Origin of the sequence: Kitasatospora sp. NPDC052868 (genome assembly GCF_044547105.1) — a bacterium.
Taxonomy (GTDB): domain Bacteria; phylum Actinomycetota; class Actinomycetes; order Streptomycetales; family Streptomycetaceae; genus Kitasatospora.
The window spans coordinates 34,002-60,396 of sequence record NZ_JBITZW010000037.1; the positions used below are offsets into that span (position 1 = coordinate 34,002).

The 26,395-nt window shown below is 73.4% G+C and carries 24 protein-coding genes; 7 read left to right on the plus strand and 17 right to left on the minus strand.

Translation table 11 applies throughout. The annotated features are described in order from the left end of the window. Positions 1 to 139 precede the first annotated feature (139 nt). A complete protein-coding gene (gene dapD / locus ACIGZJ_RS34985) occupies positions 140 to 1,129 on the plus strand; it encodes a 2,3,4,5-tetrahydropyridine-2,6-dicarboxylate N-succinyltransferase (protein ID WP_396461066.1) in 990 nt (329 codons plus the stop codon). A gap of 649 nt (positions 1,130 to 1,778) precedes the next feature. On the opposite strand, the gene ACIGZJ_RS34990 is transcribed toward dapD, so the two are convergent. From ACIGZJ_RS34990 to ACIGZJ_RS35015, 6 genes are all read right to left on the minus strand, one after another. Next, complete coding sequence (locus tag ACIGZJ_RS34990) at positions 1,779 to 2,582, minus strand: DUF6099 family protein (RefSeq protein WP_396461067.1); 804 nt, start codon at positions 2,580 to 2,582, stop codon at positions 1,779 to 1,781. A 165-nt stretch (positions 2,583 to 2,747) separates the two neighbouring features. After that, positions 2,748 to 3,206: a nucleotide pyrophosphohydrolase gene (locus ACIGZJ_RS34995; RefSeq protein ID WP_396461068.1), complete on the minus strand. Its 459-nt coding sequence runs from the start codon at positions 3,204 to 3,206 to the stop codon at positions 2,748 to 2,750. Beyond that, complete coding sequence (locus ACIGZJ_RS35000) at positions 3,203 to 4,522, minus strand: AAA family ATPase (protein ID WP_396461069.1); 1,320 nt, start codon at positions 4,520 to 4,522, stop codon at positions 3,203 to 3,205. The genes ACIGZJ_RS34995 and ACIGZJ_RS35000 overlap by 4 nt, the downstream gene beginning before the upstream one ends. A gap of 332 nt (positions 4,523 to 4,854) precedes the next feature. Next, the gene (locus tag ACIGZJ_RS35005) at positions 4,855 to 5,685 is read right to left on the minus strand and encodes a putative RNA methyltransferase (protein WP_396461070.1); all 831 of its coding nucleotides are present in this window, start codon (positions 5,683 to 5,685) and stop codon (positions 4,855 to 4,857) included. A 52-nt stretch (positions 5,686 to 5,737) separates the two neighbouring features. Next, complete coding sequence (locus ACIGZJ_RS35010; RefSeq protein ID WP_396461071.1) at positions 5,738 to 6,622, minus strand: RimK family alpha-L-glutamate ligase; 885 nt, start codon at positions 6,620 to 6,622, stop codon at positions 5,738 to 5,740. After that, positions 6,619 to 7,629, minus strand: coding sequence for a RimK family alpha-L-glutamate ligase (locus ACIGZJ_RS35015; RefSeq protein ID WP_396461072.1), 1,011 nt, complete (start codon positions 7,627 to 7,629; stop codon positions 6,619 to 6,621). Before ACIGZJ_RS35015 ends, ACIGZJ_RS35010 begins: the two co-directional genes overlap by 4 nt. 262 nt (positions 7,630 to 7,891) lie before the next feature. On the opposite strand from ACIGZJ_RS35015, the gene ACIGZJ_RS35020 reads away from it, so the two are divergent. Continuing rightward, complete coding sequence (locus ACIGZJ_RS35020) at positions 7,892 to 8,746, plus strand: GNAT family N-acetyltransferase (protein WP_396461073.1); 855 nt, start codon at positions 7,892 to 7,894, stop codon at positions 8,744 to 8,746. 77 nt (positions 8,747 to 8,823) lie between these two features. On the opposite strand, the gene ACIGZJ_RS35025 is transcribed toward ACIGZJ_RS35020, so the two are convergent. Then, positions 8,824 to 9,246: a fic family toxin-antitoxin system, toxin component gene (locus ACIGZJ_RS35025; protein WP_392926934.1), complete on the minus strand. Its 423-nt coding sequence runs from the start codon at positions 9,244 to 9,246 to the stop codon at positions 8,824 to 8,826. After that, entirely contained in the window at positions 9,243 to 9,479 is a 237-nt protein-coding gene (locus tag ACIGZJ_RS35030; protein ID WP_387939622.1) for a toxin-antitoxin system HicB family antitoxin, read from the minus strand. Before ACIGZJ_RS35030 ends, ACIGZJ_RS35025 begins: the two co-directional genes overlap by 4 nt. Before the next feature lie 386 nt (positions 9,480 to 9,865). Between ACIGZJ_RS35030 and ACIGZJ_RS35035 the strand changes: the two genes are divergently transcribed. Next, positions 9,866 to 10,060 (plus strand): hypothetical protein, encoded by a 195-nt coding sequence (locus tag ACIGZJ_RS35035; RefSeq protein ID WP_396461074.1) that lies wholly within the window; start codon positions 9,866 to 9,868, stop codon positions 10,058 to 10,060. A 135-nt stretch (positions 10,061 to 10,195) separates the two neighbouring features. On the opposite strand, the gene ACIGZJ_RS35040 is transcribed toward ACIGZJ_RS35035, so the two are convergent. Both ACIGZJ_RS35040 and ACIGZJ_RS35045 read right to left on the minus strand, forming a co-directional pair. Further along, positions 10,196 to 11,551: a class I SAM-dependent RNA methyltransferase gene (locus tag ACIGZJ_RS35040; RefSeq protein ID WP_396461081.1), complete on the minus strand. Its 1,356-nt coding sequence runs from the start codon at positions 11,549 to 11,551 to the stop codon at positions 10,196 to 10,198. Positions 11,552 to 11,862: 311 nt separating this feature from the next. Then, positions 11,863 to 13,932, minus strand: coding sequence for an APC family permease (locus tag ACIGZJ_RS35045; RefSeq protein ID WP_396461075.1), 2,070 nt, complete (start codon positions 13,930 to 13,932; stop codon positions 11,863 to 11,865). 229 nt (positions 13,933 to 14,161) lie between these two features. On the opposite strand from ACIGZJ_RS35045, the gene ACIGZJ_RS35050 reads away from it, so the two are divergent. Then, entirely contained in the window at positions 14,162 to 14,830 is a 669-nt protein-coding gene (locus tag ACIGZJ_RS35050; RefSeq protein ID WP_392926931.1) for a potassium channel family protein, read from the plus strand. After that, entirely contained in the window at positions 14,830 to 15,501 is a 672-nt protein-coding gene (locus ACIGZJ_RS35055; protein ID WP_387939614.1) for a potassium channel family protein, read from the plus strand. The genes ACIGZJ_RS35050 and ACIGZJ_RS35055 overlap by 1 nt, the downstream gene beginning before the upstream one ends. 84 nt (positions 15,502 to 15,585) lie before the next feature. Here ACIGZJ_RS35055 and ACIGZJ_RS35060 read toward each other — a convergent pair whose 3' ends face one another. From ACIGZJ_RS35060 to ACIGZJ_RS35075, 4 genes are all read right to left on the minus strand, one after another. After that, entirely contained in the window at positions 15,586 to 16,335 is a 750-nt protein-coding gene (locus tag ACIGZJ_RS35060; RefSeq protein WP_392926930.1) for a DUF3159 domain-containing protein, read from the minus strand. 2 nt (positions 16,336 to 16,337) lie between these two features. Beyond that, positions 16,338 to 16,745 (minus strand): OB-fold nucleic acid binding domain-containing protein, encoded by a 408-nt coding sequence (locus ACIGZJ_RS35065; protein ID WP_387939610.1) that lies wholly within the window; start codon positions 16,743 to 16,745, stop codon positions 16,338 to 16,340. A 92-nt stretch (positions 16,746 to 16,837) separates the two neighbouring features. After that, the gene (locus ACIGZJ_RS35070) at positions 16,838 to 17,518 is read right to left on the minus strand and encodes a response regulator (RefSeq protein WP_387939608.1); all 681 of its coding nucleotides are present in this window, start codon (positions 17,516 to 17,518) and stop codon (positions 16,838 to 16,840) included. Positions 17,519 to 17,532: 14 nt separating this feature from the next. Next, on the minus strand, positions 17,533 to 20,151 hold the full coding sequence (locus tag ACIGZJ_RS35075; RefSeq protein WP_396461076.1) for an ATP-binding protein: 2,619 nt from the start codon (positions 20,149 to 20,151) through the stop codon (positions 17,533 to 17,535). A gap of 219 nt (positions 20,152 to 20,370) precedes the next feature. On the opposite strand from ACIGZJ_RS35075, the gene ACIGZJ_RS35080 reads away from it, so the two are divergent. Beyond that, positions 20,371 to 21,576 (plus strand): ROK family transcriptional regulator, encoded by a 1,206-nt coding sequence (locus ACIGZJ_RS35080; protein ID WP_396461077.1) that lies wholly within the window; start codon positions 20,371 to 20,373, stop codon positions 21,574 to 21,576. A 145-nt stretch (positions 21,577 to 21,721) separates the two neighbouring features. After that, positions 21,722 to 23,047, plus strand: coding sequence for an LLM class flavin-dependent oxidoreductase (locus ACIGZJ_RS35085; protein WP_396461078.1), 1,326 nt, complete (start codon positions 21,722 to 21,724; stop codon positions 23,045 to 23,047). A gap of 89 nt (positions 23,048 to 23,136) precedes the next feature. Here the strand turns inward: ACIGZJ_RS35085 and ACIGZJ_RS35090 are convergent, their stop codons facing one another. From ACIGZJ_RS35090 to ACIGZJ_RS35100, 3 genes are read right to left on the minus strand one after another with little or no spacing between them, the layout of a single operon-like run. Further along, the gene (locus ACIGZJ_RS35090; protein ID WP_396461079.1) at positions 23,137 to 24,084 is read right to left on the minus strand and encodes an ABC transporter permease; all 948 of its coding nucleotides are present in this window, start codon (positions 24,082 to 24,084) and stop codon (positions 23,137 to 23,139) included. Continuing rightward, positions 24,081 to 24,902, minus strand: a complete 822-nt coding sequence (locus tag ACIGZJ_RS35095) for an ABC transporter ATP-binding protein (RefSeq protein ID WP_392926924.1) — start codon at positions 24,900 to 24,902, stop codon at positions 24,081 to 24,083. The genes ACIGZJ_RS35090 and ACIGZJ_RS35095 overlap by 4 nt, the downstream gene beginning before the upstream one ends. Positions 24,903 to 24,908: 6 nt before the next feature. Continuing rightward, a complete protein-coding gene (locus tag ACIGZJ_RS35100; protein WP_396461080.1) occupies positions 24,909 to 25,925 on the minus strand; it encodes an ABC transporter substrate-binding protein in 1,017 nt (338 codons plus the stop codon). Positions 25,926 to 26,395: the final 470 nt, after the last annotated feature.

Sequence of the window (26,395 nt, forward strand, 5' to 3'; positions counted from 1 at the left end):
CCCCGCGCGGGCACCGCCCCGGCGGCCGTCGGGGCGCCGCCCGAGGCACCGGCCGTCGCCCCGCGCCACCGCGGCCCGGCCGTGTCCGCACGGTGAGCGTGTTCGGCACCGGCCGCCCGTATTCGTTAACGTGCACGATGTGACTGCTGAATCCACCTCCCTCGCAAGCGGCGCCGTCGCCGCCGGTCTGGCCACCATCGCCAGCGACGGCACCGTCCTCGACACCTGGTACCCCGCCCCCGCGCTGACCGCCGAGCCCGGCCCGGCCGGCACCGTCCGCCTGACCCCCGAGCAGGCCGAGGCCGAACTGGGCGCCGGCGCGGCCGAGGCGCTGCGCGCCGACGCCCGCCGCGGCGTCGAGGTGGTCGCCGTGCGCACCACCATCGCCTCGCTGGACGAGAAGCCGCTCGACGCGCACGACGCCTACCTGCGGCTGCACCTGCTGAGCCACCGCCTGGTGAAGCCGCACGGCCAGAACCTGGACGGCCTCTTCGGCCTGCTCGCCAACGTGGCGTGGACCAGCATCGGCCCGGTTCAGGTGGACAAGGTCGAGCAGGCCCGTCTCGCCGTCCGCGTCCAGGGCGGCCAGCTCGCCGTCTACGGGATCGACAAGTTCCCGCGGATGACCGACTACGTCGCGCCGTCGGGCGTGCGGATCGCCCACGCGGACCGCGTCCGCCTCGGCGCCCACCTCGCCGTCGGCACCACCGTGATGCACGAGGGCTTCGTCAACTTCAACGCCGGCACGCTGGGCACCTCCATGGTCGAGGGCCGGATCAGCGCGGGCGTCGTGGTCGGCGACCACAGCGACATCGGCGGCGGCGCCTCGATCATGGGCACCCTGTCCGGCGGCGGCAAGCAGGTCGTCGCGGTCGGCGAGCGCTGCCTGCTCGGCGCCAACGCGGGTATCGGCATCTCGCTGGGCAGCGACTGCGTGGTCGAGGCCGGCCTCTACGTCACCGCCGGCACCCGGGTGACCACCCCGGACGGCAAGGTGGCCAAGGCGGTCGAGCTGTCCGGCCAGGACAACCTGCTGTTCCGTCGCAACTCCCAGACCGGCGCCGTCGAGGTCATCGCCCGCTCCGGCTCCTGGGGCGGCCTGAACGCCGAGCTGCACGCCCACAACTGACCTCCTTCCTCGTCCGGGGTCTCGGGCCCCCGGCGCCGCTGCTGCGGCGCCGGGGGCCTTTGGTTTGCTCGTGGCGGTTGCCTTGTCTGCGGTTGCCTTCCTCTGGGGCCCTCCCCCCACCCCTCCCCGCCCGCCCCCGCCCCTGAACTCCGGAATCCTTCCCCGGGGTGGCTGCCCGGTGCCGGGGCAGCCCGGCACCGGGCAGCCCTGCCAACACCCGCCACTCGCGGGACCACCTGCCAACGCCGACCACTCGCGCAACCGCCCGCGACCGCCCCCGGTTGGCGTCCTCAGCGGTGAGCGCTCAGCGCTGAGGACACCAACCGGCAGATCGCGCACTGCCCTGGGCGCACCTCCCCACCGGGCCACCCGGGAGCTGTCCGGCTGGCCGCCCGCCAACCAGCGACCGGCGACCGCCGACCAGCGACCGGCGACCAGCGACCAGCGGCCAGGGCCAGCGACCGGACACGCCCTAACCGAGGCGGCCCGCGAGCGGCAAGCCCGGGTCACCCGGGAGGCTTACCTCCCACCGGAGTTGGACCGCATCGGGTGGTGGCCGGTGACCCGGTATCGGGCGGTTCGTTGGTTGCAACGGCGGTGGCTCCCGCCCCGGCGTCGACGTCCGCGCGCCGAGCCGCCACCAGCCGTTTCACACCGCACCACCGATCCGAAGAGGTTCTCTCATGTCCGAAGCCTGGTCCGCGGAATCCCCCGCGCCACAGCATCCGGCCGCCGACGCGTCGGCGGCGCCGGCCATTCCGAAGAGCCTGCTGGAGCAGATGCAGGAACTGCTCGCCTCGGTGACCGCGGACCTCGCGGAGCTGCAGTCCTCCGGCGTCCGGGGCTCCGGCGGCGCGGACGCCTGGGCGGACGGCGGGTCAAGCCTGAGCACCAGTAACGGCGCCTCGCGCTCCGACGGCTGAGGCACCAGCGGCGGCACCGGCGGCGGAGGGTCGACCGCCACGGGCTCCGCCGGAGTCTGGTCGTACTCCTCCGCCTCGCCCCGCACGACCTGGTGCAGCCGGGCGACCAGGGCCTGGCACTCGGCGCCCGCGTCGACCCCGTCGATGCACGTCCAGTACAGGCTCTCCGTCTCCGCCCCGCAGGCCAGCACCACCAGCGTCTCGGCGACGTCCCGCAGCAGCCCGCCGAGCTCCGTCAGCATCGGGTCGAGCGCGCCGAGTTCGCCGAGCCGGTCGGCCCGCCGACCGCCGAGGCCCAGCACGGCGCCCGGCTCGCCCGACGGCTGGTCCAGGCAGCCGGCCGCGTGGCCGGCCGCCTCGGACAACTGCTGACCGAGCCCCGCCGGCTCCCCGTCGTCCAGCTCGGCCAGCCGGGCGCCCACCGCCTCGGTGAGCAGCGCGGCCTGCCGCGCCTCGGCCACCACGTCGGGGACGTTCCTGGCCTCGGCCAGGGCGTGCCGGGCCGTCTTGATCAGTCGCAGCGCCTCCATGGCAGCCACCCCTCTCGCTCGCGAACACTCCGACCGCGACCACCGCACGACCGCGGGTGCCGCGGTCGGGTGGTCACGGCGAAAGCGTGCACGGAGCGGAGGATCGGCGCAGCGACCTCATCAGAAGCTGTGGACAACCCCCGGGATGTGGATAACTTCCGTCCCTCACACGGGTTGGTCGCCCACGTCAGGGTTGACATCGCGCGCGGCTTCGGGCACCGGGAAGCGCAGTTCGTTCCGCTCGATCTTGGCCGCCAGCGCCGTCAGCGGATCCACTCCCACCGCCGTGCAGAACTGCAGCAGGTACGCGAGCACGTCGGCCACCTCGTCGCGCACCCGGTGCGCGCTGTCCGGATCGGACATCACCGAGGCGGCCTGCTCGGGCGTGAGCCACTGGAAGATCTCCAGCAGCTCCCCGGCCTCCACGCTCAGCGCCGCGGCCAGGTTCTTCGACGTGTGGAAGGGCCCCCAGTCGCGGGCCGCGGCGAACTGCGCCAACCGCTCCCGCAGGCTCTCCAACGTCGGTCCCGCCGCCCCCGACTCCGACACCGCAGGGTCCCCCGACCCCGACTCCGGCCCTGACCGCGCCCCCGCGGCCGACGGCTCCGTCACTCGTTCGCTCATCCGTCCAGGTCTACCCCATCCGCACCCGGGCCCGCGCCCTCGCCCTCCCCCGCGCCACCCTCCCCCGCGCCGCCCGCCCCGCGCACCGCCTGCACGGGCACGCGCGCCGTCTCCGTCCGCAGCACGGTATGCCCGGACCCGGGATCGCGTCGGCACTCGACCAGCGCCACCCCCGGCGGCAGCTCCCCCGGCCCGCCGAGCGCCTCCCGAGCCGCGGCCGGTTCCTGGAGCGCCGCCAGCACCCGCAGCTGGTTGCGCCCGGACATCTCGCGGGCCAGCCGCAACAGCGAGGCGGCCTGCTCGGTACCGAGCCCGGCGCCGAGGTCCTCGGCGAGCACGGTGAGCTGCCGGTGCGCCCAGGGCACCTCGGCCGCCGCGTCCACGTCGAGCACCCCGGCGCCGGTGAGCAGCACCGCGGCGAACGCGAGGTGGCGCAGCATGCCGTCGGAGGCCTGGTCGGCGCCGGTGCGGCCGAGGACGCCCTCGTCGAACACGGCCAGCACCCGCTCCCGGTCGCCCTCGCCGCGGCGGGCGAGGTCGAGCCCGAGCAGCGGGTGCGGCGCGGCCGACTGGACGACCCGCAGGAGTTGGCCGTAGCGGCGGGCGCATTCGCCGGCGAGCCGGGCGATCACGGCGGAGATGTTGGCGGCGCTGCTGACCAGTCTGGCCTGCGGGTCGGGCCGGGCCCAGTCCCGCATCAGGGCGGGCACGGGGTGGACGGGGAAGACCTCGCGCAGGGCGGTGAGCAGCTGTTCGGCGGCGGCAAGCACCTTGCGTTCGCCGGTCGAGGATCCGGCCACCCGCAGCGGGATCTGCGCGGTGACGAGGCCGCCGCTGGGGAATGGGGCCCGGATGTCGCCCTGGCGGGTGTCGTTGTGCCAGGTGACGTTGATCCGGCGGTGCCGGACGTCCTGTTCGCCGGTCTCGACCAGGGTCCGGCCGTCGAGGGTGAGCCACTCGCGGGCGATCCGGACCGGGCCGTCCGTGCGGATCACCAGTTCCAGCCGGATCGGGCCCTCGCCCGAGCGGACGGTGCAGCCGAGGATGATCGCGTTGCGGCCGTGCGGGACGCAGCCGGCCAGGCCGCCGCGGACGGGGGTGGCCAGTGGGCCGGTCAGGGCGGGCCCTCCGTCGAGGGAGTCGGTGATCTCCTCGCCGAGGGCGAGGCGGGAGAGGACGGCCAGCGCGTCGAGGGCGTTGGACTTGCCGACCCCGGCGGGGCCGTGCAGCACGGTGAGGGGCGCGAGCGGCAGGACCGCGCGCCGGTAGGACTTGAACGAGGTGAGCCGGATCTCCTCGACGGTGGGGCGCTTCACGGCCTCCCCGCGCTTCACGGCCTCCCCGCGCTGCCCGGGCCCGCCACCCGGCACCGGCCGCCCCCCAGGCCCCGGCACCGGCTGCTCCGGAGCCCCCCGCACCGGCTGCTCACCCGGCCTCCGTTCGGGCTGCTCGCCCCGCCCCGGAGGACGCGGATCGGGCTGGGCCGGGAGGGTGGGCCGGGCGGCTTCTCGGTTCACCCGTCGGACGTTAGCCGCAGCTCAGGAGGCAGAAACGTGCCTGCTCGGCAGATTCATCCCAACGGGGTCCGCGGTCCGGACCACCCGTCACAGTCACTCGAACCCCACCCGTCACACCTGCCTCGCCACCCTCAGCGGCGGTACTCGGCGACCGTCACCGAGGCAGTCACCCCCACCGGGTCGGGCAGCGCGCCGAGCCGTTCCTCCAGCCGGTCCGGGTCGGTGTGCCAGGCGCTCGGCCCCATCCCCACCACGGTCCGGACGTCGGCCGCCGACAGCCGCAGCGGGAACTCGACCTCCCGCCGCCCGACCGGCGTCAGGTACGGGCCGAGCTTCTCGTCGATCCGCCGCTGTTTGTCCTCGTCGACCGAGAGCAGGCCCAGGGCGTCGACCAGTTCCCGCAGGTGGCGGGGGGTCGGCGAGACCAGCAGCAAGGTCCCGCCGGGGCGCAGCACCCGGCGGATCTCCGGGCCGTTGCGCGGTGCGAAGACGTTGAGCATCAGCCCGGCGGAGGCGTCCCGCAGCGGCAGCGGGCGCCAGGCGTCGCAGACCACGGCGCCGATCCGGGGGTGCGCCCGGGCGGCGCGGCGCAGCGCGAACTTTGAGATGTCCAGGGCGGCGCCGGGCCGGCCGGGCAGGGCCTCGAGGACGTGCGCCAGGTAGTGGCCGGTGCCGGCGCCGAGGTCGGCGACCAGGCCTTCGGGGTCGGCGGCCGCGGCGGCTTCGGCGAGGGCCTCGGCGATCGGACGGTAGTGCCCGGCGGCGAGGAAGTCGCCGCGGGCGGCCACCATCTCGGCGGTGTCGCCGGTGCCGGTGTGCGCGTCACCGGCGAGCAGGCTGACGTAGCCCTGTTTGGCGATGTCGAAGCTGTGGCCGGACGGGCAGCGCAGGGTGCGTCCGTCGGGGGTGAGGGCCTGCGCGCAGTGCGGGCACGCCAGGTAGGGCTCGATGTCCTGCAGCACGGTCCGTCCCTCTCGCGATCCCGGCCGGGAGGCGGCGGCCGGAAGGGCAAGCCTAACGACCGGCGCCGCGCTGACCTGGCACCCGGGGAGCGCCGGGCACCTGGGGGACGCCGGGCACCCGGGGAGTGGGCCCGTGGTCGGCCGCGTGCAGGGCGAGCGCGGCCAGCGCCTCGGGCGCTCCCGCCTGTCCGCGGACCCCGGGGAAGGCGTTGACGTCGACGATCACCGGGTCGGCGGGCCCGTCCAGCAGGTCGACGCCGTACACGTCGAGGCCGAACACCTCGCCCACCCGCCGGGCCAGGTCGGCCCGCTCGGCGGGCAGCTCCCGGGGGCCGAACGTGCCGGAGCCCGGGGTGGAGGCGCCGACGGCCTCGGCGAGTTCGGAGCGGCGGCGGGCGCAGAACACCTGCCCGGCGATCACCCACAGCTTCTGGTCCCAGCCGGTGTTGGCGAGGTAGGGCTGTGCGATCACCGGCTCGTCCGGCCACTGTTCGGCGAGGGCGTGCAGCTGCGCGGCGTCGTCGACCCGGGCGACCAGGTCGTGGCGCCGGCTGTAGCGACTCTTGACGACCAACGGGAAGTCCGGGTCGGGCAGTTGGGCGAGGGTGGGCGCGGTGCGCGTGTCGGCGAACGGCAGTCCGGCGGCCCGGGCCAGGTCGGCCATCCCGGTGCGGTCCTGGCAGAACCCGGTCGCGGCGGCGGAGTTGATCACGGGTGCGCCGCGCTCCTCCAGGTGGCGGGCGAGCGCCAGGGCGCGCGGGGTGCGGGCCTTGAGGAGGTAGACGTCGGCGAGCGGGCCGGGGCCGAGCAGTTCGGCGGGCGGGGTGTGGCCGGCCGTGGGGTCGAGGCTCTCCACCCGGTGGCCCGGCGCCAGCAGTTCGGCGGTGGCGGCCAGCAGCGGATGCCCGGGGTCGGGGGTGAGGAGGCAGATCCTCATATCGGGCCGCCGACGCCCATGCCGCCGACGCCCAGACCGCCGTACGCCGGGCCGCCGACCCCGGCCGCATCGCCGTACCCGGGAGCGCCCAACGGAGCGCCCAGCGGGGCGGCCAGTCCGACGACCGACCCCTGGGCCGGCAGCCGGACGGCCTCCGCGGCGGAGGCCGGCACGGACGCCGGCGCCGAGACCGCCGTCCCGGTCCGGGCCAGCCGCAGCACCGCCCGGGAGACCCTGGCCACCGCGTCCGGCACCTTCCGGAAGCTCGGGAAGTCGTTGATGTCGACCACCACCGGCCCGTCCGGGCCGAGCAGTACGTCCACGCCGTACAGGTCGAGGCCGAACACCTCCCCCACCTGGCCGGCGATCCGCGCCACCTCGGCGGGCAGCGGGACCTGCCGCTCGCGCACTCCCTGGCCGGGGTGCAGCGGCGAGCAGCGCTCGGTCGCGTACAGCTCGCCGTCGACGCAGTACACCTTGAGGTCGGTACCGGAGTTGGGCACGTACGGCTGGGCGATGAGCAGGCCCTCGCCGGCCAGTTCGGGACCGAGTTCGACGAGGTGCTCGGGGGTCGGCACCAGCCGTACCGCCCGGCCGGAGCTGCCGTCGGCGGGCTTGACCACCAGCGGGTACTCGGACTGGGGGATCTCCGCCAGCCGCTCCCAGCGGGCGGCCGCGTAGGTCACCGGGACGGGCAGGCCGCGGGTGCGGGCGATGACCGAGGCGAGCGCCTTGTCCCGGACGCCGCGGATCGAGCGGACGTCGTTGACGGTGGTGAGGCCGACGGCGGCGGCGGCCTCCAGCAGGGTCAGGCCCGGTCCGCCGGATACGGTCTTGAGCACCCAGGCGTCGTGGCTGCCCGCCCGGACCGCCTCGGAGATCGCCATCAGCGAGTTGCCGGGGCGCAGTACGTCCACCCGGTGCCCCCACGCGGTGAGCTGGCGTACGACGTCGAGCGGCATGCCGTCGTGCCGGTAGTGCTCCTCGACCAGAAAGCAGAGCCTCATGAGCCTGTCATCCCCCTCGCCTCGCCCAGCGCGGACGTCCGCCGTTCCCGTCCGGCAGAGCTGTAAAGGCCCCAGGATGCCACGCGGCCTGCGCGCAAGATCGCCCGGCCTGTAAGCATTCGGCAACAATCGGTCCGAAATGCCCGGGCCCCGGGCCCGCGAACTCCGCGGACCGGTCCGCCCAACGCCCGCCCGCCTGCCCGCCACCGGCCCGCGCACAAACCGGTGGCAGGACCGCGCCCGCCCTGCTTGGATGCACCGCGTGACTTCTGTCGATCTTGATCCCGCCCTCCGCCCGCTGCTCGACGAGATCGAGCGCTACTACGACGCCGTGCCGCGCTCCGCGGCCCGCGTCGAGGACTTCGGTCCGCTCAGCCTGTTCGTCCGGGACGGCGAGGGCTGGCCGTACTACGCCCGGCCCGCCCTCGGCCACGACGGCCCGGCCGCCACCGCCGAGGACGTCCGCCGGGTGCTGGCCCGTCAGCGCGAGCTGGGGGCGCCGGAGGCCTTCGAGTGGGTGGCCGAGCACGATCCGCTGCTGCGCGCGGCGGTGGAGGAGGCCGGACTGGTGGTGCACGAGCACCCGCTGCTGGTGCTCGGCCCGGACGACGCTCCGGACACCCCTGCGCCGGCCGTGCCCGAGGGCGTTTCGGTGCGGGTCCTGGCCGCCGACGACCCGGACCTGGCGAGCGCCGTGACCGTCCCGCACCTGGCGTTCGCCGAGCGGGGCACCGGCCTGGGCGCCGCCGGCACCGGGGAACTGGCCGTGGCCGCCGAGAAGTCGGTGGCGGACGGCACGGTCGCCCGGATCGCCGGACGGATCACCGCCGGGTCCACCGTGCTCGCCGCGGCCCTCCAGGACGGCGCGGCGCTGTGCGCGGGCCAGCACAACCCGGTCGGCGCGGTCACCGAGGTGGCCGGGGTCGGCACCCTGCCGTCGGCCCGTCGCCGCGGCCTCGGCCTCGCGGTGACGGCGGCACTCGTCGCGCACGCGCGGGCGAACGGCGTGCGGACGGTGTTCCTGTCCGCCGCCGACGAGGACGTCGCCCGGATCTACCGCCGGGTGGGCTTCCGGCCGTTCGCGACGGCCCTGATCGCCGAACCCGCCGGAGCCTGACCGGCCCCGGCCTCGGGCCGCGATCCGAACCGCCCCGACCCACCGACCTGACCTGACCCGCCGGTCGGGCGAACGGGTCAGTCCGTGTCCTCGTCCTCCTCGCCGCTGACGCCCTCGCCCTCCGCCTCGTCCACGACCCAGGCGGACAGCCGTTCGGCGACCCCGGCCACCCCGAGCCGGCCCTCGCGGATGGCCCGGGCGAGGCTGCGCACCTCGCGGGCGGTGGTCGCCACCGTGCAGCCGCTGGCCACCAGATAGGCGTAGGCGACGGCGGTGGCGAACAGTTCGTTGGTCTTCTCCAGGGCCGGCACCCGGATCAGTTGGTGCATCAGGGCGGCGGCACGGTCCTGCGGTTCGGGGTAGACGGCGATGTCGAAGATCTCGGCCTGATGGCGGGAGACCGCGGCGAGCAGCGATCCGTAGTCGGTGACCTGCGGGTCACCGGGGGTGTACTGCTCGGCCGTCATGAGCAGCCACGAGAGGTCGACCTCCAGGTTCAACGGCGCACGTCCTGGAGGTCGGCCCCGCCGCCGAACTCGGCCAGGAAGGCCGTCTCGTACTCCTTCATGAACTGGGCGGCGGCGTCGACGAACGCCCGCCCGGCCTCGCCCATGTCCTGCTGGACCAGGCGCTCGATGTACTGGTTCATGCTGATCCCCTGCTGCTCCGCCCGCTCCCGGGCCATCTCCGCGGTGGTGGCGTCCACCCGGACGTTCAGCTGCTTCTTACCCATGAACCTCAAGCTAGCGCTGAAGTGCTAGCACAACAAGGGCGCATCCACGCCCCTGCGCGCCCCCGCTCCCACCACCCCGACGGTTCCACTACCCCCGGCCATGCCCCGGCGCCGGGGGCGCGAACCCCCGCGAGCCAGCCGGGTCGGCGGGTCGACCGGGTCGACCGGGTCGACCATCCCAGGGCAGCAGCAGGACGGCGCCGGGGCACGGCCCGCGCAGCCACCCGCAGACCCCCGGGCCGTACAGGACCACCCGTCCGACCGGCCTGCCCAAACCCCTCCGCGCCGCCGCAGGGAGCGAGACTTGAAGAGTTCTTCACATTCGTAGAGTCTGAACCCCCCTGAGCATTCCCTGGAGCGGCACCGACCGGTGTGGAGGCCGGCACATGACAGCCATCTTCGACCAGGAGCTGCGCGAGCAGCTCGCACAGGCCCGCAAGGAACTCGCGGCCGCCCGGGCCGACGGGGACGCCGACGGCGTCCAGGCCTACGAGGGCCGGATCGCCGGACTGCTCCGACTCGCCGCCCAACACGGCATCACCCTGCCGCACACCGCCGACGAGGCGCTCGGCGAGAGCTGACGGCCCGCGCACCCGACCGCCCCTACCACCCCCCGACCGCACGACGGCATGACCGCACAGCCGCGCGACGGACACCCCGCACAACGCACGGAGGCGGCACCCGGACCCCCGGGTGCCGCCTCCGTCACGTCACGGCTACTCGCCGACCGGCTCCAGGATCGCCACGCACTCGAAGTGGTGGGTCATCGGGAACAGGTCGAAGGCGCGCAGCGAGACCGGCCGGTAGCCGCCCTCGCGGAAGAACGCCAGGTCACGGGAGAGCGCGGCCGGGTCGCACGCGACGTACGCGATCCGGCGGGCGCCCAGCCCGACCAGGTGCGCGACGGTCTCGCGCCCGGCACCGGCCCGCGGCGGGTCGAGGACGATCAGGTCGGTGGCGGTGATGCCGGTGCGCGGCAGCAGCGTCTCGACCCGGTCGCACTCGATCCGGACGTTGTCCAGCACGGCCAGGTTGTGCCGGGCGTCGACGACGGCCTGCTTGGACGACTCGATGGCGAGCACCGCGCCCTCCTCGCCGACCCGGTCGGCCAGCGCGCCCGCGAACAGGCCGACACCGCAGTACAGGTCGAGCGCGTTCTCGCCCCACTGCGGGTCCAGCCCGTCCAGGACCGCGTCGACCAGGGTGTCCGGGGCCTCGGGGTGGATCTGCCAGAAGCCGCCGTTGCTGACCCGCCAGGTCCGACCGGCCGCGCGCTCGCGCACGAAGGAGCGGCCGTGCACCTTGTGGATGTTGTCGTGGTCGTCGATCCGGGCGATCGACACCGGCTTGTCCAGCTCCACCAGCGGCAGCTGCGCGCCCGGCGCCGGGGTCAGCACCACCTGGCGGTCCGAGGAGCCGGAGGCCGCGATCACCTCGACCGAGGCGACGCCCGGCCAGTCGCGCGCCTCGATGCCCAGCTCGGTGACGCCCTCGGAGGCGATCAGGCAGCGGTCGATCGGCTGGATGTCGTGCGAGCGGTGCTTGCGCAGGCCTACCTTGCCGGTCGACTGGTCGACCGTGTACTGCACCCGGCTGCGCCAGGCCGGCACCTGCCCGGCCGGCAGCTTGTCGCCGACCGGCTCGACGCTGCCGTCCCAGCCGGCCTCGGCCGGGGTGAGGCCGGCCAGCTTGGCCAGCTGCTCGGTGAGCACCTGCACCTTGAGCTTGCGCTGCCCGCCGGGCGTGACGTGCTGCCAGTCGCAGCCGCCGCACTTGCCGGGCCCGGAGAACTGGCACGGCGGCGCGATCCGGTCCTTCGCGGGGGTGAGGACCTCCACCGCGTCGGCGCGCAGGAAGCGGGACTTCGTGGTCCCCTCGGTGACCTGTGCGATCACCGTCTCGCCGGGCAGGGCGTGCCGGACGAAGAGCACCCGGCCCTCGTGCCGGGCCACGCAGTGCCCGCCGCCGTGCGCGACCGGGCCGACCTCGACCTCGTAGCGCTCGCCGACCAGCGGATCGCCGCCGGGGCCCCGGGGGGCCGCCTCGGCGCGCGGCGCGCGAACGGCGCGCAGCGCCTTGGGCGGGCGGACGGCCTGCTTGCGCGGCCGCTCCCCGCCCTTGGGCTGCTCCTTGGCGCCCTGCTTGGGGCCCTGCTTGGCGGCCTGCTTGGGCTTCTCCTTGCGCTGCTCGGCGGGCGCCGGGCGCTCGGGGGCGCTCTCACCCGGCGCGAGCGGCGCGGTCTGCGCGGTGAAGCCGTCGCGGTCGGTGGCGGCCGGGCGCACGGGCTTGCCCCAGCGCGGCCGGGCGACCTGGCCTGGCTTGGCGGCGCCCTTGCGGGCGCCCTTGCCCGAGGAGCCGTTGGAGCGGGGCGGGGTGTTGCGGGTCACTGGGAGGAGTCCTTGCTGCTGTCAGCGGTGCCTTCGGGCGGAGCGGAGACCTTCGACTTTACGGCCTTCGGCGCCCGGGGCTCGCCACGCCGGACGGAGCCGGGGGCCGACCAGGCCTTCTGCGGCTTGCGCCGCTCGGAGGACTCCAACTGCCAGGGTACGGAGGTCACCATCACTCCGGGCTTGAACAGCAGGCGCCCCTTGAGCCGCAGCGCGCTCTGGTTGTGCAGCAGGTGCTCGTACCAGTGGCCGACCACGTACTCGGGGATGTAGACCGACACCACGTCGCGCGGGCTGCTGCGGCGCAGGTTCTTCACGTAGTCCAGGACCGGGCCGGTGATCTCGCGGAACGGCGAGTCCAGCACCTTGAGCGGCACCTCGATGCCGCGCTCGTCCCACTCCTTGCGCAGCGCCGCGGTGTCCGCCGGGTCCACGTTGACGGTGACGGCCTCCAGCGTGTGGGCGCGCGCCAGCCGGGCGTAGGCCAGCGCCCGCAGGGCCGGCTTGTGCAGCTTGGAGACCAGCACGATGGCGTGCACCCGGGTGGGCAGCACCACGTCGTCCGGCTCCTCGGCGGCGACCAGCTCGTGGGAGACCCGGTCGTAGTGCTTGCGGATGGCCTTCATCATCACGAACAGCACGACCATCGCGGCGATCGCGATCCAGGCGTGGCTGATCTTGGTGGCGAGCACGACGATCAGGACGGCCATGGTCATCACCAGGCCGAAGCTGTTGATCGCCCGGCTGCGCTGCATGTGGCGGCGCTTGGCCGGGTCGGTCTCGGTGCGCAGCAGCCTGGTCCAGTGCCGGATCATGCCGGACTGGCTCATGTTGAAGGAGACGAAGACGCCGACGATGTAGAGCTGGATCAGCCGGGTCGGGTCGGCGTCGAAGGCGATGATGAACAGGATCGCGGCCAGCGCCAGCAGGATGATGCCGTTGGAGAAGGCCAGCCGGTCGCCGCGGGTGTGCAGCTGGCGCGGCAGGTAGCGGTCCTGGGCGAGGATCGAGCCGAGCACCGGGAACCCGTTGAACGCGGTGTTGGCGGCGAGCACCAGGATCAGGCCGGTGACGGCCGCGACGAAGTAGAAGCCGGGCGTGAAGTTGGAGAAGACGGCCTCGCTGATCTGGGCGAGCGCGGTCTTCTGGTGGTAGTCCCCGGGGGCGCCGCCCAGCTGCACGGCGGGCTCCTCGGCCATCTGGACGCCGGTGAGGCGGGCCAGCCAGATGATGCCCATGAACATCACGACGGCGATGGACGCCATCATCAGCAGGGTGGTCGCCGCGTTCTTGCTCTTCGGCTTGCGGAAGGCCGGCACGCCGTTGGAGATGGCCTCCACGCCGGTCAGCGCGGCGCAGCCCGAGGAGAACGCCTTGAGCAGCAGGAACACCATGGCGAAGCCGGCCAGCGACTCGTTGCCCGCGGTCGGCTGCAGGTGGAACCCGGCGCTCTCGGCGGGCATGTCCTGCCCGAGGCCGAAGTGCCGGACCACTCCGTAGACCACCATGCCGAGCACGCCGACCATGAAGGCGTAGGTCGGGACGGCGAAGGCGGAGCCGGACTCGCGGACCCCGCGCAGGTTCATGCCCATCAGCACGATGACCACGACCACGGACAGGGTCAGCTCGTGGCCGCGCAGCGCGGGCACCGCGGAGACGACGTTCGCGACACCGGAGGTGGTGGAGACCGCCACGGTGAGGATGTAGTCGACCATCAGCGCGCTGGCGACCACCAGGCCCGAGTTGGGCCCGTGGTTCACGGTGGCGACCTCGTAGTCGCCGCCACCGCTGGGGTACGCGTGCACGTTCTGCCGGTACGAGGCCACCACCGCGAGCATGACGATCGCGACGACGACGCCGATCTGCCAGGAGAAGTGGATGGCCGAGGCACCCGCCAGGGAGAGCGTCAGCAGGATCTCCTCGGGCGCGTACGCGACCGAGGAGAGCGCGTCCGAGGCGAACACGGGCAGCGCAATGCGCTTGGGGAGCAGCGTCTCCCCGAGTTTGTCGCTGCGCAACGCACGCCCGATCAGGATGCGTTTCGGAAGGTCAGTCGGCATAGGCACGTTAAGGAATCGTAGGGGCTGTTCGGCGTGCGGTCCGACTTACGGCCCCCCCTTCGTCGCGACTGTGTTCGGTGGACCGGCTAGCGTGTCGGATACGAGCAGGCGGGCAACACTCAAGTTGTCGCGTCAGGCCACACGAGAACGCTCGCCCCGCACGGTGGGGCGGGGAAGGATGATGAACGGTGTTTGCGCAGGTCAAGACCCCAACGGGACGGGTGAGGTAGCGCCGGTGCACATCGTCATCATGGGCTGCGGCCGCGTGGGCTCCGCCCTCGCCAGAGCGCTGGAGAAACAGGGCCACTCGGTCGCCGTCGTCGATCAGGACCCGACGGCGTTCCGCCGCCTCGGTGCCGGGTTCAACGGGCGCCGGGTGACGGGTGTCGGTTTCGACCAGGACACCCTGCGGGAGGCGGGCATCGAGGAGGCCGGCGCCTTCGCGGCCGTCTCCAGCGGCGACAACTCCAACATCATCGCCGCCCGGGTCGCCCGGGAGAACTTCGGTGTGGAGAACGTCGCCGCCCGGATCTACGACCCCCGTCGCGCCGAGGTCTACCAGCGCCTGGGCATCCCGACCGTGGCCACCGTCCGCTGGACGGCCGACCAGATGCTGCGCCGGCTGCTGCCCAGCGGCGCCGAGCCGCTCTGGCAGGACCCGAGCGGGACCGTCCAGCTCGCCGAGGTCGCGTACGACCCGCGCTGGGTCGGTCACCGGATCAGCGCGCTGGAGGAGGCCTCCGGCGCCCGCGTGTCGTTCGTCACCCGGCTCGGGGAGGGCGTGCTCCCCTCGTCCCAGATGGTGGTGCAGGAGGGTGACCTGGTGCACGTGATGCTGCGCCGGGCCGACCTGACGGCGGTCGAGGCCGCGTTCGCGCAGGGACCGGAAGAGGAGGGTCACTGATGCGGGTCGCCATTGCCGGAGCCGGTGCCGTCGGCCGCTCGATCGCGGGCGAGCTGTTGGAGAACGGCCACGAGGTCCTGCTGATCGACAAGAACCCGAACTCCATCTCGGTGGAGCGGGTCCCCATGGCGGAGTGGCTGCTGGCCGACGCCTGTGAGATCACCTCGCTGGACGAGGCCGCACTGCAGCGCTGCCACGTGGTGATCGCCGCGACCGGCGACGACAAGGTCAACCTGGTCGTCTCGCTGCTCGCGAAGACCGAGTACGGGGTGCCGCGGGTGGTCGCCCGGGTGAACAACCCCAAGAACGAGTGGCTCTTCAACGAGTCCTGGGGCGTGGACGTGGCCGTCTCCACCCCGCGCCTGATGTCCGCCCTGGTCGAGGAGGCGGTCAGCGTCGGCGACCTGGTCCGGCTGATGCGCTTCAGCCAGGGCAACGCCAACCTGGTCGAGCTGACCCTGGCCGCCGACACCGAGCTGGTCGGGACGCGGGTGGGCGACGTGCCGTGGCCGCCGGACACCGCGCTGGTGACCATCATCCGCGAGGGCCGGGTGCTCACACCGGGCAAGGACGACACCCTGGAGGGCGGCGACGAGCTGCTCTTCGTGGCCGCGCAGGAGCGCGAGGAGGAGCTGGAGGACCTGCTCTCGGCGTCCTCCGGCGCCCAGTAGGCCCGGGAAAACCGGCGAGAGGGCCCGCACTAGGTGAGTGCGGGCCCTCTCGCGTGGCGGTTGCGGGTCGCGTCCGGCCGCGGGTCACTTCCGGAGGGCGCCGTCCGGCTCCTCGTCGTCCACCTGCGCCTTGATCGGCGGCGGCGCCTTCAGCAGGATCTGCCAGGTCACGTACATCGCCAGCAGCATCGGCGGGATGCCGAGGGCCACCTTCAGCCAGCCGAGCAGGTTGACGTTGTGGGTGAAGTACAGCGGGAAGAGGATCAGCGGCTTGATGCCCATGATCACCACCCAGGCCCAGGTGGCCTTGGTGTAGGCCGCCAGGCGGCCCGGGTTCTGCTTGCGCCAGGTGAACATCTCACCGGTGATCGGGCCGAGCATCAGACCGATCATCGGCCAGCGGACCAGGGCCGACACGGCCAGGCCGACGGCGTAGCCGACGTTCCAGAGCAGGCCGGGCAGGTAGAAGTTCTCCGCCTTGCCGGTCTTCATCGAGATCCAGGCACCGATGGCGACGCCGAACACTCCGCTGAAGGCGTGCTGGACGGTCTCCCGCCGGGCCAGCCGGGCCACCACGAACAGGGCGCTGAGGCCGAGCGCGGCCCACGCGGCCGCGGGCACCTGGTGGGTGATGTTGTACGTGATGATGAAGACCAGGCCGGGCAGCGTCATGTCGACCATGCCCCGGACACCGCCGAACGCCTTCATCACGGTGTCGGCGGCCTCCCGGGAGGCGGCCTCGCGGGCCGCCGCCTCACGGGCCGCGGCCTCACCGGAGGCGGCCTCGACCGCGTCGAGCTGGGCGGCGGTCTCGCCGCCGGGGTGGTTGCTCACGCTCATTCGCTCCCGTGTCCGACCGGACGCAGCTCGTAGCGGGGGTTGAACAGCACGCGGCGCCCGCGTGCGTGGCTGATCCGGCCGCTGGCCACCAGGCGGCGGCCGGGCTCTATGCCCGCGATGGACCGGCGGCCGAGCCAGACCACGTCCAGCGCCTCGGTGCCGTCGAAGAGCTCCGCCTCCAGCGCGGGCACCCCGGCCCGGGGCCGGAGGGTCACGGTTCGCAGGGTGCCGGCGACGGTGACCAGTGCACGGTCCCCGCAGCTGGCGATCGGAGTGCAGCCCGACTCCGCCGCGCTCTCCTGGCGCAGTTCCTCGGCCTGCAGCTCCTCCGCGGAGGAGGTCAGCCGGCTGAGCATGCGGCGGAAGCGGCCCTGCGGCTGGTCGCTGCTGATGTCACCACTCATGCCCGAAGGGTACCGGTTTCCGGGCCCCCGGGGGCAGGCCGCGAAGTCACCGGGGGTCCGGTACCCGGCCCGTCCGGCCGGCCCCCGCCGGCTCACCCCTCGAAGCGGTAGCCCATGCCCGGCTCGGTGATGAAGTGGCGCGGGTGCGAGGGGTCGCGCTCCAGCTTGCGGCGCAGCTGGGCGAGGTAGACCCGCAGGTAGTTGGTCTCGGTGCGGTAGGCCGGGCCCCAGACCTCCTGGAGCAGCTGGGTCTGGCTGACCAGCCGTCCGGCGTTGCGGACCAGGACCTCCAGCAGGTGCCACTCGGTCGGGGTGAGGCGGACGTCGGTGCCGTCCCGGTTGACCTTCTTCGCCGCCAGGTCGACGGTGAAGGTGTCGGTGACCACCAGCGAGTCGTCCTCGCCGGCCACCGGTTCGGCCCGGCGCAGGGCGGCGCGCATCCGGGCGAGCAGCTCGTCCATGCCGAACGGCTTGGTGACGTAGTCGTCCGCGCCCGCGTCCAGGGCCTCGACCTTCTCGTCGGAGGCGTGCCGGGCGGAGAGCACGATGATCGGCACCCTGGTCCAGCCGCGCAGGCCCCTGATCACCTCGACGCCGTCCATGTCGGGCAGGCCCAGGTCGAGGACCACCACGTCGGGGTGGCGGGCGGCGGCCAGCTCCAGGGCGGCGGCGCCGTCATGGGCCGCGTCGACCTCGTACTTGCGGGCCTTGAGGTTGATCACCAGCGCGCGGACGATCTGCGGTTCGTCGTCCACGACGAGGACCCGGGTCATACGGGCTCCGCCTTTCACAGCTGTCGGTAGGGGTGGGTGTTGCGCGGTCCCGCGGGGGCCGGGCCGTCCGCGGCCGGCGGCGCCTCGGCGGGCTCCGGCGGGCGGTCGACGGCGGGCAGGCTGACGACCATGGTGAGTCCGCCGCCGGGGGTGTCCTCGGCGGTGACGGTGCCGTCCATCGCCTCGACGAAGCCGCGCGCCACCGCGAGCCCGAGTCCGACGCCGGCGCCGCGCGGGGCGTCCCCGTAGCGCTGGAACGGCGCGAAGATCCGCTCCTTGGCGTCCTCGGGTACGCCGGGCCCGCGGTCGACGATCCGCAGCTCCACCCGGCCGCGGCCGCCCGCCGGGTGCAGGGCGTCGGCCTTGACCAGCACCTTGACGCCTGCCGGGCTGTACTTGACGGCGTTCTCGACCAGGTTGGCGAGCGAGCGCTCCAGCAGCCCGCCGTCGGCCCGGATCATCGGCAGCGTCTCCGGGACGTCGAGGCGCACGGACTCCGGCGGCACCCCGCCGAGGGCGAACGGCACCACCTCGTCCAGGTCGGTCTCCTGGATCAGCGGTGTGACCGTCCCGGTCTGCAGCCGGCTCATGTCGAGCAGGTTGTTGATCAGGTGGTCGAGCCGGTCCGCGCCGGCCTCGATGCCGGCCAGCAGCTCGGCCTCGTCCGCCTCGTCCCACTCGACGTCGGCGGAGCGCAGCGAGGTCACCGAGGCCTTGATGCCGGCCAGCGGGGTGCGCAGGTCGTGCGAGACGGCGGCCAGCAGGGCGGTGCGGATCCGGTTGCCCTCGGCCTCCCGGCGGGCGGCGGCGGCCTCCCCGGCCAGTCGGCGGCGCTCCAGCAGCACCGCGGCCTGCGCGGCGAACGCGCCGAGCAGCCGGCGGTCCTCGGCGGGCAGCACCCGCCCGCGCAGCACCAGTGCCAGGGTGTCGCCGACCGGGACGTCCACGTCGGCGGCCTCGGGGCGCTGCGGCGGGTGCGGTCCGGCCGCCGCCACCTCCTGCCAGGGCATGAGCGGGTCGGGCCGTTCCAGCAGCGCGGCGGACTCCTGCTGGAAGGTCTCCCGGACCTGCTCCAGCAGCGCGGTCAGCACGCCCTCCCCGCTCGGCGCCCTGCGCAGGACGGTGCCGGCCAGCGCGCTGAGCGTCTGCGCCTCGGTCTGGCTGCGGGCCGCCTGGTGGGTGCGCCGGGCGGCGAGGTCCACCACGGAGGCGACCGCGATGCCGACGGCGGTGAAGATCGCCACCGCCATGATGTTCTGCGGCTCGTCGATGGTGAAGGTGTGGATCGGCGGTGCGAAGTAGTAGTTCAGCGCCGAGGAGCCGACCAGTGCCGAGGCGATCGCCGGGAACAGGCCGCCGACCAGCGCCGCGCACACCGTCAGCGACAGGAACAGCAGCATGTCGGTGGAGAGCCCGAGGCCCTCGACGTGGGTCAGCAGCAGCGCCAGCAGCGGCGGCCCGCCGAGGCCGATCAGCCAGCCCGCGACGGCCCTGGTCCGGCCGAGGTCGGTGACCTTGCGGATCGGGATCCGGCCGAGGCCCTTGGCGGCGTGCTCGTGGGTGACGATGTGCACGTCGATGTCGCCGGACGCCCGGGTCACCGTGGTGCCCACGCCCGGGCCGTAGAGGTACTGCCAGGCCGGCCGGCGGCTGGTGCCCAGCACGATCTGGGTGGCGTTGACGCCGCGCGCGAAGTCCAGCAGCCCGGCGGCGGGGTCGTCGCCGAGCACGGCGTGGTAGCTGCCGCCGAGGCCCTCCACCAGCGCCCGCTGCTCGATCAGCGCCTGGGAGGAGCCCGAGCCGGAGCCGGCCAGGCCGTCGGAGCGGGAGATGTGGACGGCCAGCAGTTCGCCGCCGGAGCCGCGGGCGGCGATCCGGGCCGCCCGGCGGATCAGCGTCGCACCCTCCGGCCCGCCGGTCAGGCCGACCACGATCCGCTCGCGGGCCTGCCAGGTGCCCTGGATGCCCTGCTCGGCGCGGTAGCGCTGCAGGTACTCGTCGACCCGGTCGGCCGTCCAGAGCAGCGCAAGTTCGCGCAGCGCGGTGAGGTTGCCCGGGCGGAAGTAGTGGGCGAGGGCGGCGTCGATCTTCTCCGGCGCGTACACGTTGCCGTGCGCCAGCCGGCGCCGCAGGGCCTGCGGGTCCATGTCGACCAGCTCGATCTGGTCGGCCCGCCGGACCACCTCGTCCGGGACGGTCTCGCGCTGCCGCACCCCGGTGATGCCCTCGACCACGTCGCCCAGCGACTCCAGGTGCTGGATGTTGACGGTCGAGACCACGTCGACGCCGGCCGCCAGCAGCTCCTCGACGTCCTGCCACCGCTTGGCGTTGCGGCTGCCGGGGACGTTGGTGTGCGCGAGCTCGTCCACCAGCACCGTCTGCGGGCGGCGGGCCAGCACGGCGTCCAGGTCCATCTCGGTGAACACGGCGTCCCGGTGGGTCATCTCCCGGCGCGGGACGACCGCCAGGCCGCGGACCAGCTCGGCGGTGTTCCGCCGCCCGTGGTCCTCGACGAACCCGACGACGACGTCCGTACCGCGCTCCAGCCGGCGGTGCGCCTCGGCCAGCATGGCGTACGTCTTGCCGACCCCGGGCGCCGCCCCGAGGAAGATCCGCAGCCTGCCGCGTCCCATGTGCACCATTCTTGATCCGGCCTGCCCGCGGAACCACCCCGGACATCTGTTCCCCTCACCTTGGAGACTACGGCGTGGCGGGCGATTCTCCAGCGATCGGGGCACTGATCAGGCAGTTTTAGCGGCATATTGACAGCCGTTAAGGCCTATGGGGTGCGCAGTCCGGCCCTTCATGCCGCCGCCACGCCTGCGCAACACGCCGCTGGAAGCATCAACCGCATGCTCTCCCTGGTCGCACCGCCCTCCCTCGACAGGGCCCGACCGCCCGCGGAGGGCGGCGGGACCGGATCCGTCCTGCGCGCCGTCCTGGCCGGCGGCCCGCTCACCCGGACCGCGCTCGGCCGGGCCACCGCGCTCAGCCCGGCCGCCGTCTCCCGGCACACCGCGGACCTCACCGGCCTCGGACTGCTGCGCGAACTCCCGCCCGCCGACGGCCCGCCCCGGGCCGGCCGCCCCCGGCTGCCGCTGGACATCGACACCCGCCACCACCTGGCCTGCGGCGTCCACATCGGCGTGCCCTGGATCACCTTCGCCCTGCTGGACCTGCGCGGCCGGGTCGTCGCCCGCGAACGCCTGCCCCGGCGCGGCGACGCCAACGCCGTCCTCACCGCGATCCGCACCCACCTCCCCGGCTTCCTGGCCCGCCGCGCCGCCGGCCACTCACTGCTCGGCCTCGGCGTGGTCACCGGCGGCTGGGTCGACTCCGAACGCGGCAGCGTCGTCGAGCACGGCCCGCTCGGCTGGCGCGACGTCCCCGTCCGCGAGGTCCTGGTCGGCGCCACCCGGCTGCCGGTCCACGTCGACGGCCACGCCCGCGCCCTCGCCCGGGCCGAACTGCTCTTCGGAGCCGGCCGCGGCGCCACCGAACTCGTCCAGCTGTTCATCGGCAACGTCGTCGACGCCGCCATCGCCACCGGCGGCACCGTGCTGCTCGGCCGCCGCTCCCGCGCCGGGGACATCGGCCACCTCCCCGTACCCGGCTCCACCGAACCCTGCCTCTGCGGCCGCACCGGCTGCCTCCAGGCCGCCGTCTCCGAACACACCCTGGCCCGCCGTGCCCACGCCCAGGGCCTCATCCCCACACCGGACTTCGACCGGCTGCTCGCCCTGGCCGGCGCCGGGGAGCACGCCGCACTGCGCCTCTTCGAGGAGCGGCTGCGACTGGCCGCCCCCACGGCCGCACTGCTGCTCGACGTGCTCAACCCCGAGGTGCTGGTGGTCACCGAGGCCGGCCTGACGGTCGCGCCCTCGCTGCGCCCCTACCTGTACGAGCAGATCCGCCGCCACTCGCACGCCGGGCCCGAGCAGCTGGTCACCGCGACCGGCTTCGGCGGCGAGGTGCTCGCGGTCGCGGCCTGCGCCCCGGTGCTGGACAGCGTCTACCAGCGGCCGATGGAGCTGCGCACCGCGCGCGCCGTCCGGTGACCGACCGCCACACGTACCCGACGTGTATGACCGCCCGTCAACGCCGGATTAATTCCACGGCCTGGCGAATGGTTGTCGCCCCCGGACCCGGCCGGAAGGATTTCGGGTATCCCTTTTCCCTCCCCCCTCCCGGAGTGATTCCGCCGTGCCCGAAAACCGCCAGCTGCATTTCAACCTGTTCCTGATGGGCGTCGGCCACCACGAGGCCGCCTGGCGCCATCCGCGCACCGATCCGGCCGAAGCCGGTTCCATCGCGCATTTCCAGCGACTGGCACAGCAGGCCGAGGCCGCGTCCTTCGACTCGGTGTTCCTCGCCGACGGAGTCGAGGCCCGCTCCGACGGCGGGTGGGGGCTGATCAGCCACTTCGAACCGTTCACCCTGCTCACCGCGCTCGCCGTGGTGACCGAGCGGATCGGCCTGATCGGGACGGTCTCCACCGGCTTCTCCGAGCCCTACAACCTGGCCCGGCAGTTCGCCTCGCTCGACCACATCAGCCACGGCCGGGCCGGTTGGAACATCGTCACCTCGGCCGGCGAGCGCTCCGCCCAGAACTTCAGCCGCACCGCCAACCAGGAGCACGCCGTCCGCTACGAGCGGGCCGCCGAGTTCCTGGACGTGGTCACCGCGCTCTGGGACAGCTGGGAGGACGGCGCACTGGTCCTCGACCGCGCCGGCGGCCGGTTCGCCGACGCCGCCCGGGTCCACGACATCGACCACGTCGGCAAGCACTTCCAGGTCCGCGGCCCGCTCAACATCCCGCGCAGCCCGCAGGGCCACCCGCTGCTCGTCCAGGCCGGCTCCTCGGCCAGCGGCAAGGCCTTCGCCGCCCGCTGGGCCGAGGCGGTCTTCACCGCCCAGCAGACCCTGGAGGAGGGCCAGGCCTTCTACGCCGACCTCAAGCGGCAGGCCGCCGCCGCGGGCCGCGACCCCGGGCACGTCAAGATCCTGCCCGGCATCGTGCCCGTCATCGGCTCCACCGAGGCCGAGGCCCGGCGGCTGGACCAGGAGCTGGACGAGCTGATCAACCCGGACCGCGCGGTCGGCGTGCTCTCCACCGTCCTCGGCGTCGACCTCACCGACCACCCGCTGGACGAACCGCTGCCCCCGCTGCCCCCGGTCACCGAGATCAACGGCGCCAAGAGCCGCTTCGAGCTGATCCGCGACCTGGCCGAACGCGACCGGCTGACCCTGCGTCAGCTCGTCGGCCGGCTCGGCGGCGGCCGCGGCCACCAGGTCGTCACCGGCACCCCCGAGCAGATCGCCGACCACATCGAGCGCTGGTTCGGCCAGGGCGCGGCCGACGGCTTCAACATCATGCCGCCCGTCCTGCCCGGCGGGCTCACCGACTTCACCGAGCAGGTGCTGCCGATCCTGCGCCACCGCGGCCTCTTCCGCGACGGCTACACCGGCCGCACCCTGCGCGAGCACTACGGCCTGCCCCGCCCGGCCGGCCGCTACGCCGCCGCCTAGAGAGGCCAGCTACGGCCGGACGACGTGAGCCCCGAGGCCCTCCCGGCCCCGGGGCTCACCTCGTACCGCGTCGCTCTGCCGCCGCGCTCTCAACCACCCAGCGGCGCACGCCAGGCGGTGAACCGGCGTTCCAGGGCGACCAGCAGCTGGTTGAAGACCACCCCGATCAGCGAGATGGTCACGATCCCCGCGTACATCTGCGGAATCGCGAAGTTGTACTGCGAGGCGTTGATCAGATAGCCGAGCCCGGCCTTCGCCCCGACCATCTCGGCGGCGACCAGCACCAGGATCGAGACCGCCCCGGCCAGCCGGATGCCGGTGAAGACGATCGGCACCGACGCCGGCAGGATCACCTTCTGGAACAGCCGGGGCGCCGACAGGTCGAGCGAACGCGCCAGCCGGATCAGCGTCGGATCCACACTGCGCACCGCACTGATGGTGTTCAACAGGATCGGCCAGAGGCAGGCGTACAGCACGATGGAGATCTTGGACGTCTCCCCGATCCCCAGGATCAGCACGAAGACCGGCAGCAGCGCGAGCGCGGCCGTGTTCCGGAACAGCTCCAGCAGCGGGCTCAGCAGACTCGCCACCGGCCGGTACCAGCCGATCAGCAGCCCCAGCGGCACCCCGATCACCACCGCCAGCCCGAACCCGCTCAGCGAACGGGTCAGACTGGCCCAGGTGTTGTCGGCCAGCTGGCCGCTCTCCAACAACCCGACCCAGGCGTCGAGCACTTCGGAGAACGGCGGCAGGAAGGTCCGGTCCACCAGGTCGAAGCGCGGCGCCAGCTCCCAGAGCAGCAGCAGCGCGGCCACCGCCACCGACTTGCCGAGCCCGGCGAGCAGCAGCCTCGGCAACCGCCGCAGCGCCGCCACCGCCCGGCCCCGCTCAGGCCGCGCTGTCCCCTCCGGCGGCGCTGTCCCCTCCGGCGGTGCTGTCCGGTCCGACCGCACCACCGCCGCGGCCGGGGCCGGGGCCCGCCCGACGTCCTGCGGCCCCGGCCCGGCGACCGCCGCCGTCTTCAGATCGGTGCTCATACCTGGCTGACCTCCCGCTCCAACAGCTGCGCACGGCTGACCTCGTCGTGCAGCAGGCTCCAGATCTCATGCCGGTACCGCGCGAACTCCGGGCTGGACCGCAGGTCCTGGCCCTCCGACCGCTCCCCCAGATCGATCGCCACGATCTCCTTCACCCTCCCTGGCCGCGAGGTCAGCACCGCCACCCGGCCACCCAGATAGACGGCCTCCTCGATGCCGTGGGTGATGAACACCACCGTCTTGCCGGTGCTGCGCCAGATCCGCAGCAGCTCGTCCTGCAGGGACTCCCTGGTCTGCGCGTCGAGCGCCGCGAACGGCTCGTCCATCAACAGCACCTCCGGGTCGTACGCCAGGCTCCGGGCGATCGCCACCCGCTGCTTCATCCCGCCCGACAGCTCGTGCGGGTGCCGGTCCTCGAAGCCCGTCAGACCGACCAGGTCCAGGTACTCCCGCGCCCTGGCGGCCCGTTGCCGGCGCGGTACGCCGATCGCCTCCAGGCCGAACTCGACGTTGCCCTGCGCGGTCCGCCACGGCAGCAGCGCGTACTGCTGGAAGACGATGCTGCGGTCCGGCCCCGGACCGGTCACCGGCCGGCCGCCCAGCAGGATCTCGCCGGAGGTCGGTGCGGTCAGCCCGCCGAGCAGGTCGAGCAGCGTCGACTTGCCGCACCCGCTGGGGCCCACCACCGCGATGAACTCACCGGCCGGTACGTCCAGTTCGACGGAGTCCAAGGCCGTGAACGCGGCCGGCCCGCGGCCGGAGCCGCCCCTGACCGGAAAGGTCTTGGTCACCTGGCGGAAGCTGATGTGCGCGGTCATCCCTGCTCAACTCCCGTAGCCGTTGAACTCGTTGGTGTACAGGTCGGCGGCCTTCACCTGGCCCTGCTTCAGGTCGCCGTGGGTGGTCAGCCAGTCGATCCAGATCTGGAAGGTCCGGTCGCTGAGCCGACCTCCCGGCTCGGCCACCCCGAACGACTTCCAGTACTGCAGCGCCGAGGTGTCCTCGTTGCGGCCGCGCTTCCTGACGATCTCCACACTGCGGGCGATCACCTCCTCGCGGGGCGTCGTCCTGGCCCACTCCACGGCCTTGGCGACGCCGGTGACAAAGGTCTTCGAGGTGGTGGGGTTCGCCTTGATGAACCTGTTGGTCAGCACATAGGTACCGGCGCTGAAGGCGCCCAGCAGGTCGAAGTCGCTGAGCAGCGGCCGGATCCCGCCGGCCGCCACGGCCTTGTCCCGCAGGATGCCGCCGAGTACCGCGACCTCGACCTGCTTCTGCCGCAGCGCCTGCTCCGTGTTGACCGGGGGAAGCACGATCCGCTCGACCTTGCCCAACTCCCCTGGCGCGAAGCCGTTCCGCTGGAGGTAGGTGTCGAGCACCGCCTCGCTGTGCGCGCCCAGGGTGTTCATCGCGACCTTCTTGCCGATCAGGTCCCGCGCGGACCGGATCGGGCTGTCCTCCAGCACGTAGTAGCCGTTGAACAGGCCGGCGTCCACGCCGTAGTAGCTGATCACCGCCTTCACCGGCGCGCCGGCCGCGATGAGCTTCACCACCGCTCCGTTGAACGCGCCACCGAAGTCGGTCTGGCCGGTCGCCGCCGACTGGATGTCCTGCGGCCCGCTGATGGTGTTGCCGACCCACTCCAGCTTCACATCGCCCAAGTAGCCGAGATCCTCTGCGAGTTCGGGCAGCGTCACCTGCCCCACGACGCCCTGGTATCTGAGTTTCCTGGTCTCCGCGCCTCCTGAGCTACTCGCGGTGGCCCGACCGCACGCGGCGGCCGCCGCCGCAACGGCGGACAGGGCGAGGAAGTGTCGACGGGACAGCAGGGCAGCGGACATGGCTGGTCCTTTACGGGTACGGAAGCTGGGGAGAGGGGGTGCGGCAGACGGAGGAACCCGCTGTGACGGACCGGCGCCACCGGAGGTCCGAACGCCGGAAGGCGAAGCGGCGAAGGCGGCAGGGGCCAGGCGAGAAGGTCAGCCCGACAGGTGAGTCAGCACGGCGAACTGCGCCGGCCCGGCAGGCCGGTCAGCGGCAGGCAGCACAGAGGGCGCTCGCGTGACGTCGCAGATCGACGTACAGGCGGCCCACAAGGCGCTCGGATTGGCTCACGACCCCAGCGTCGCAGCGGGCCCTGAGCAGGGTCAACGAATGTTCAGCCACCGGAAGAAACCCCGCCAGCCGACCCGCTCCGACAACTCCCGGAAATGCAAAGAAGCCCTGACCGGTGACCGGTCAGGGCTTCTCTGGAATGATTGTTCGGCGGCGTCCTACTCTCCCACAGGGTCCCCCCTGCAGTACCATCGGC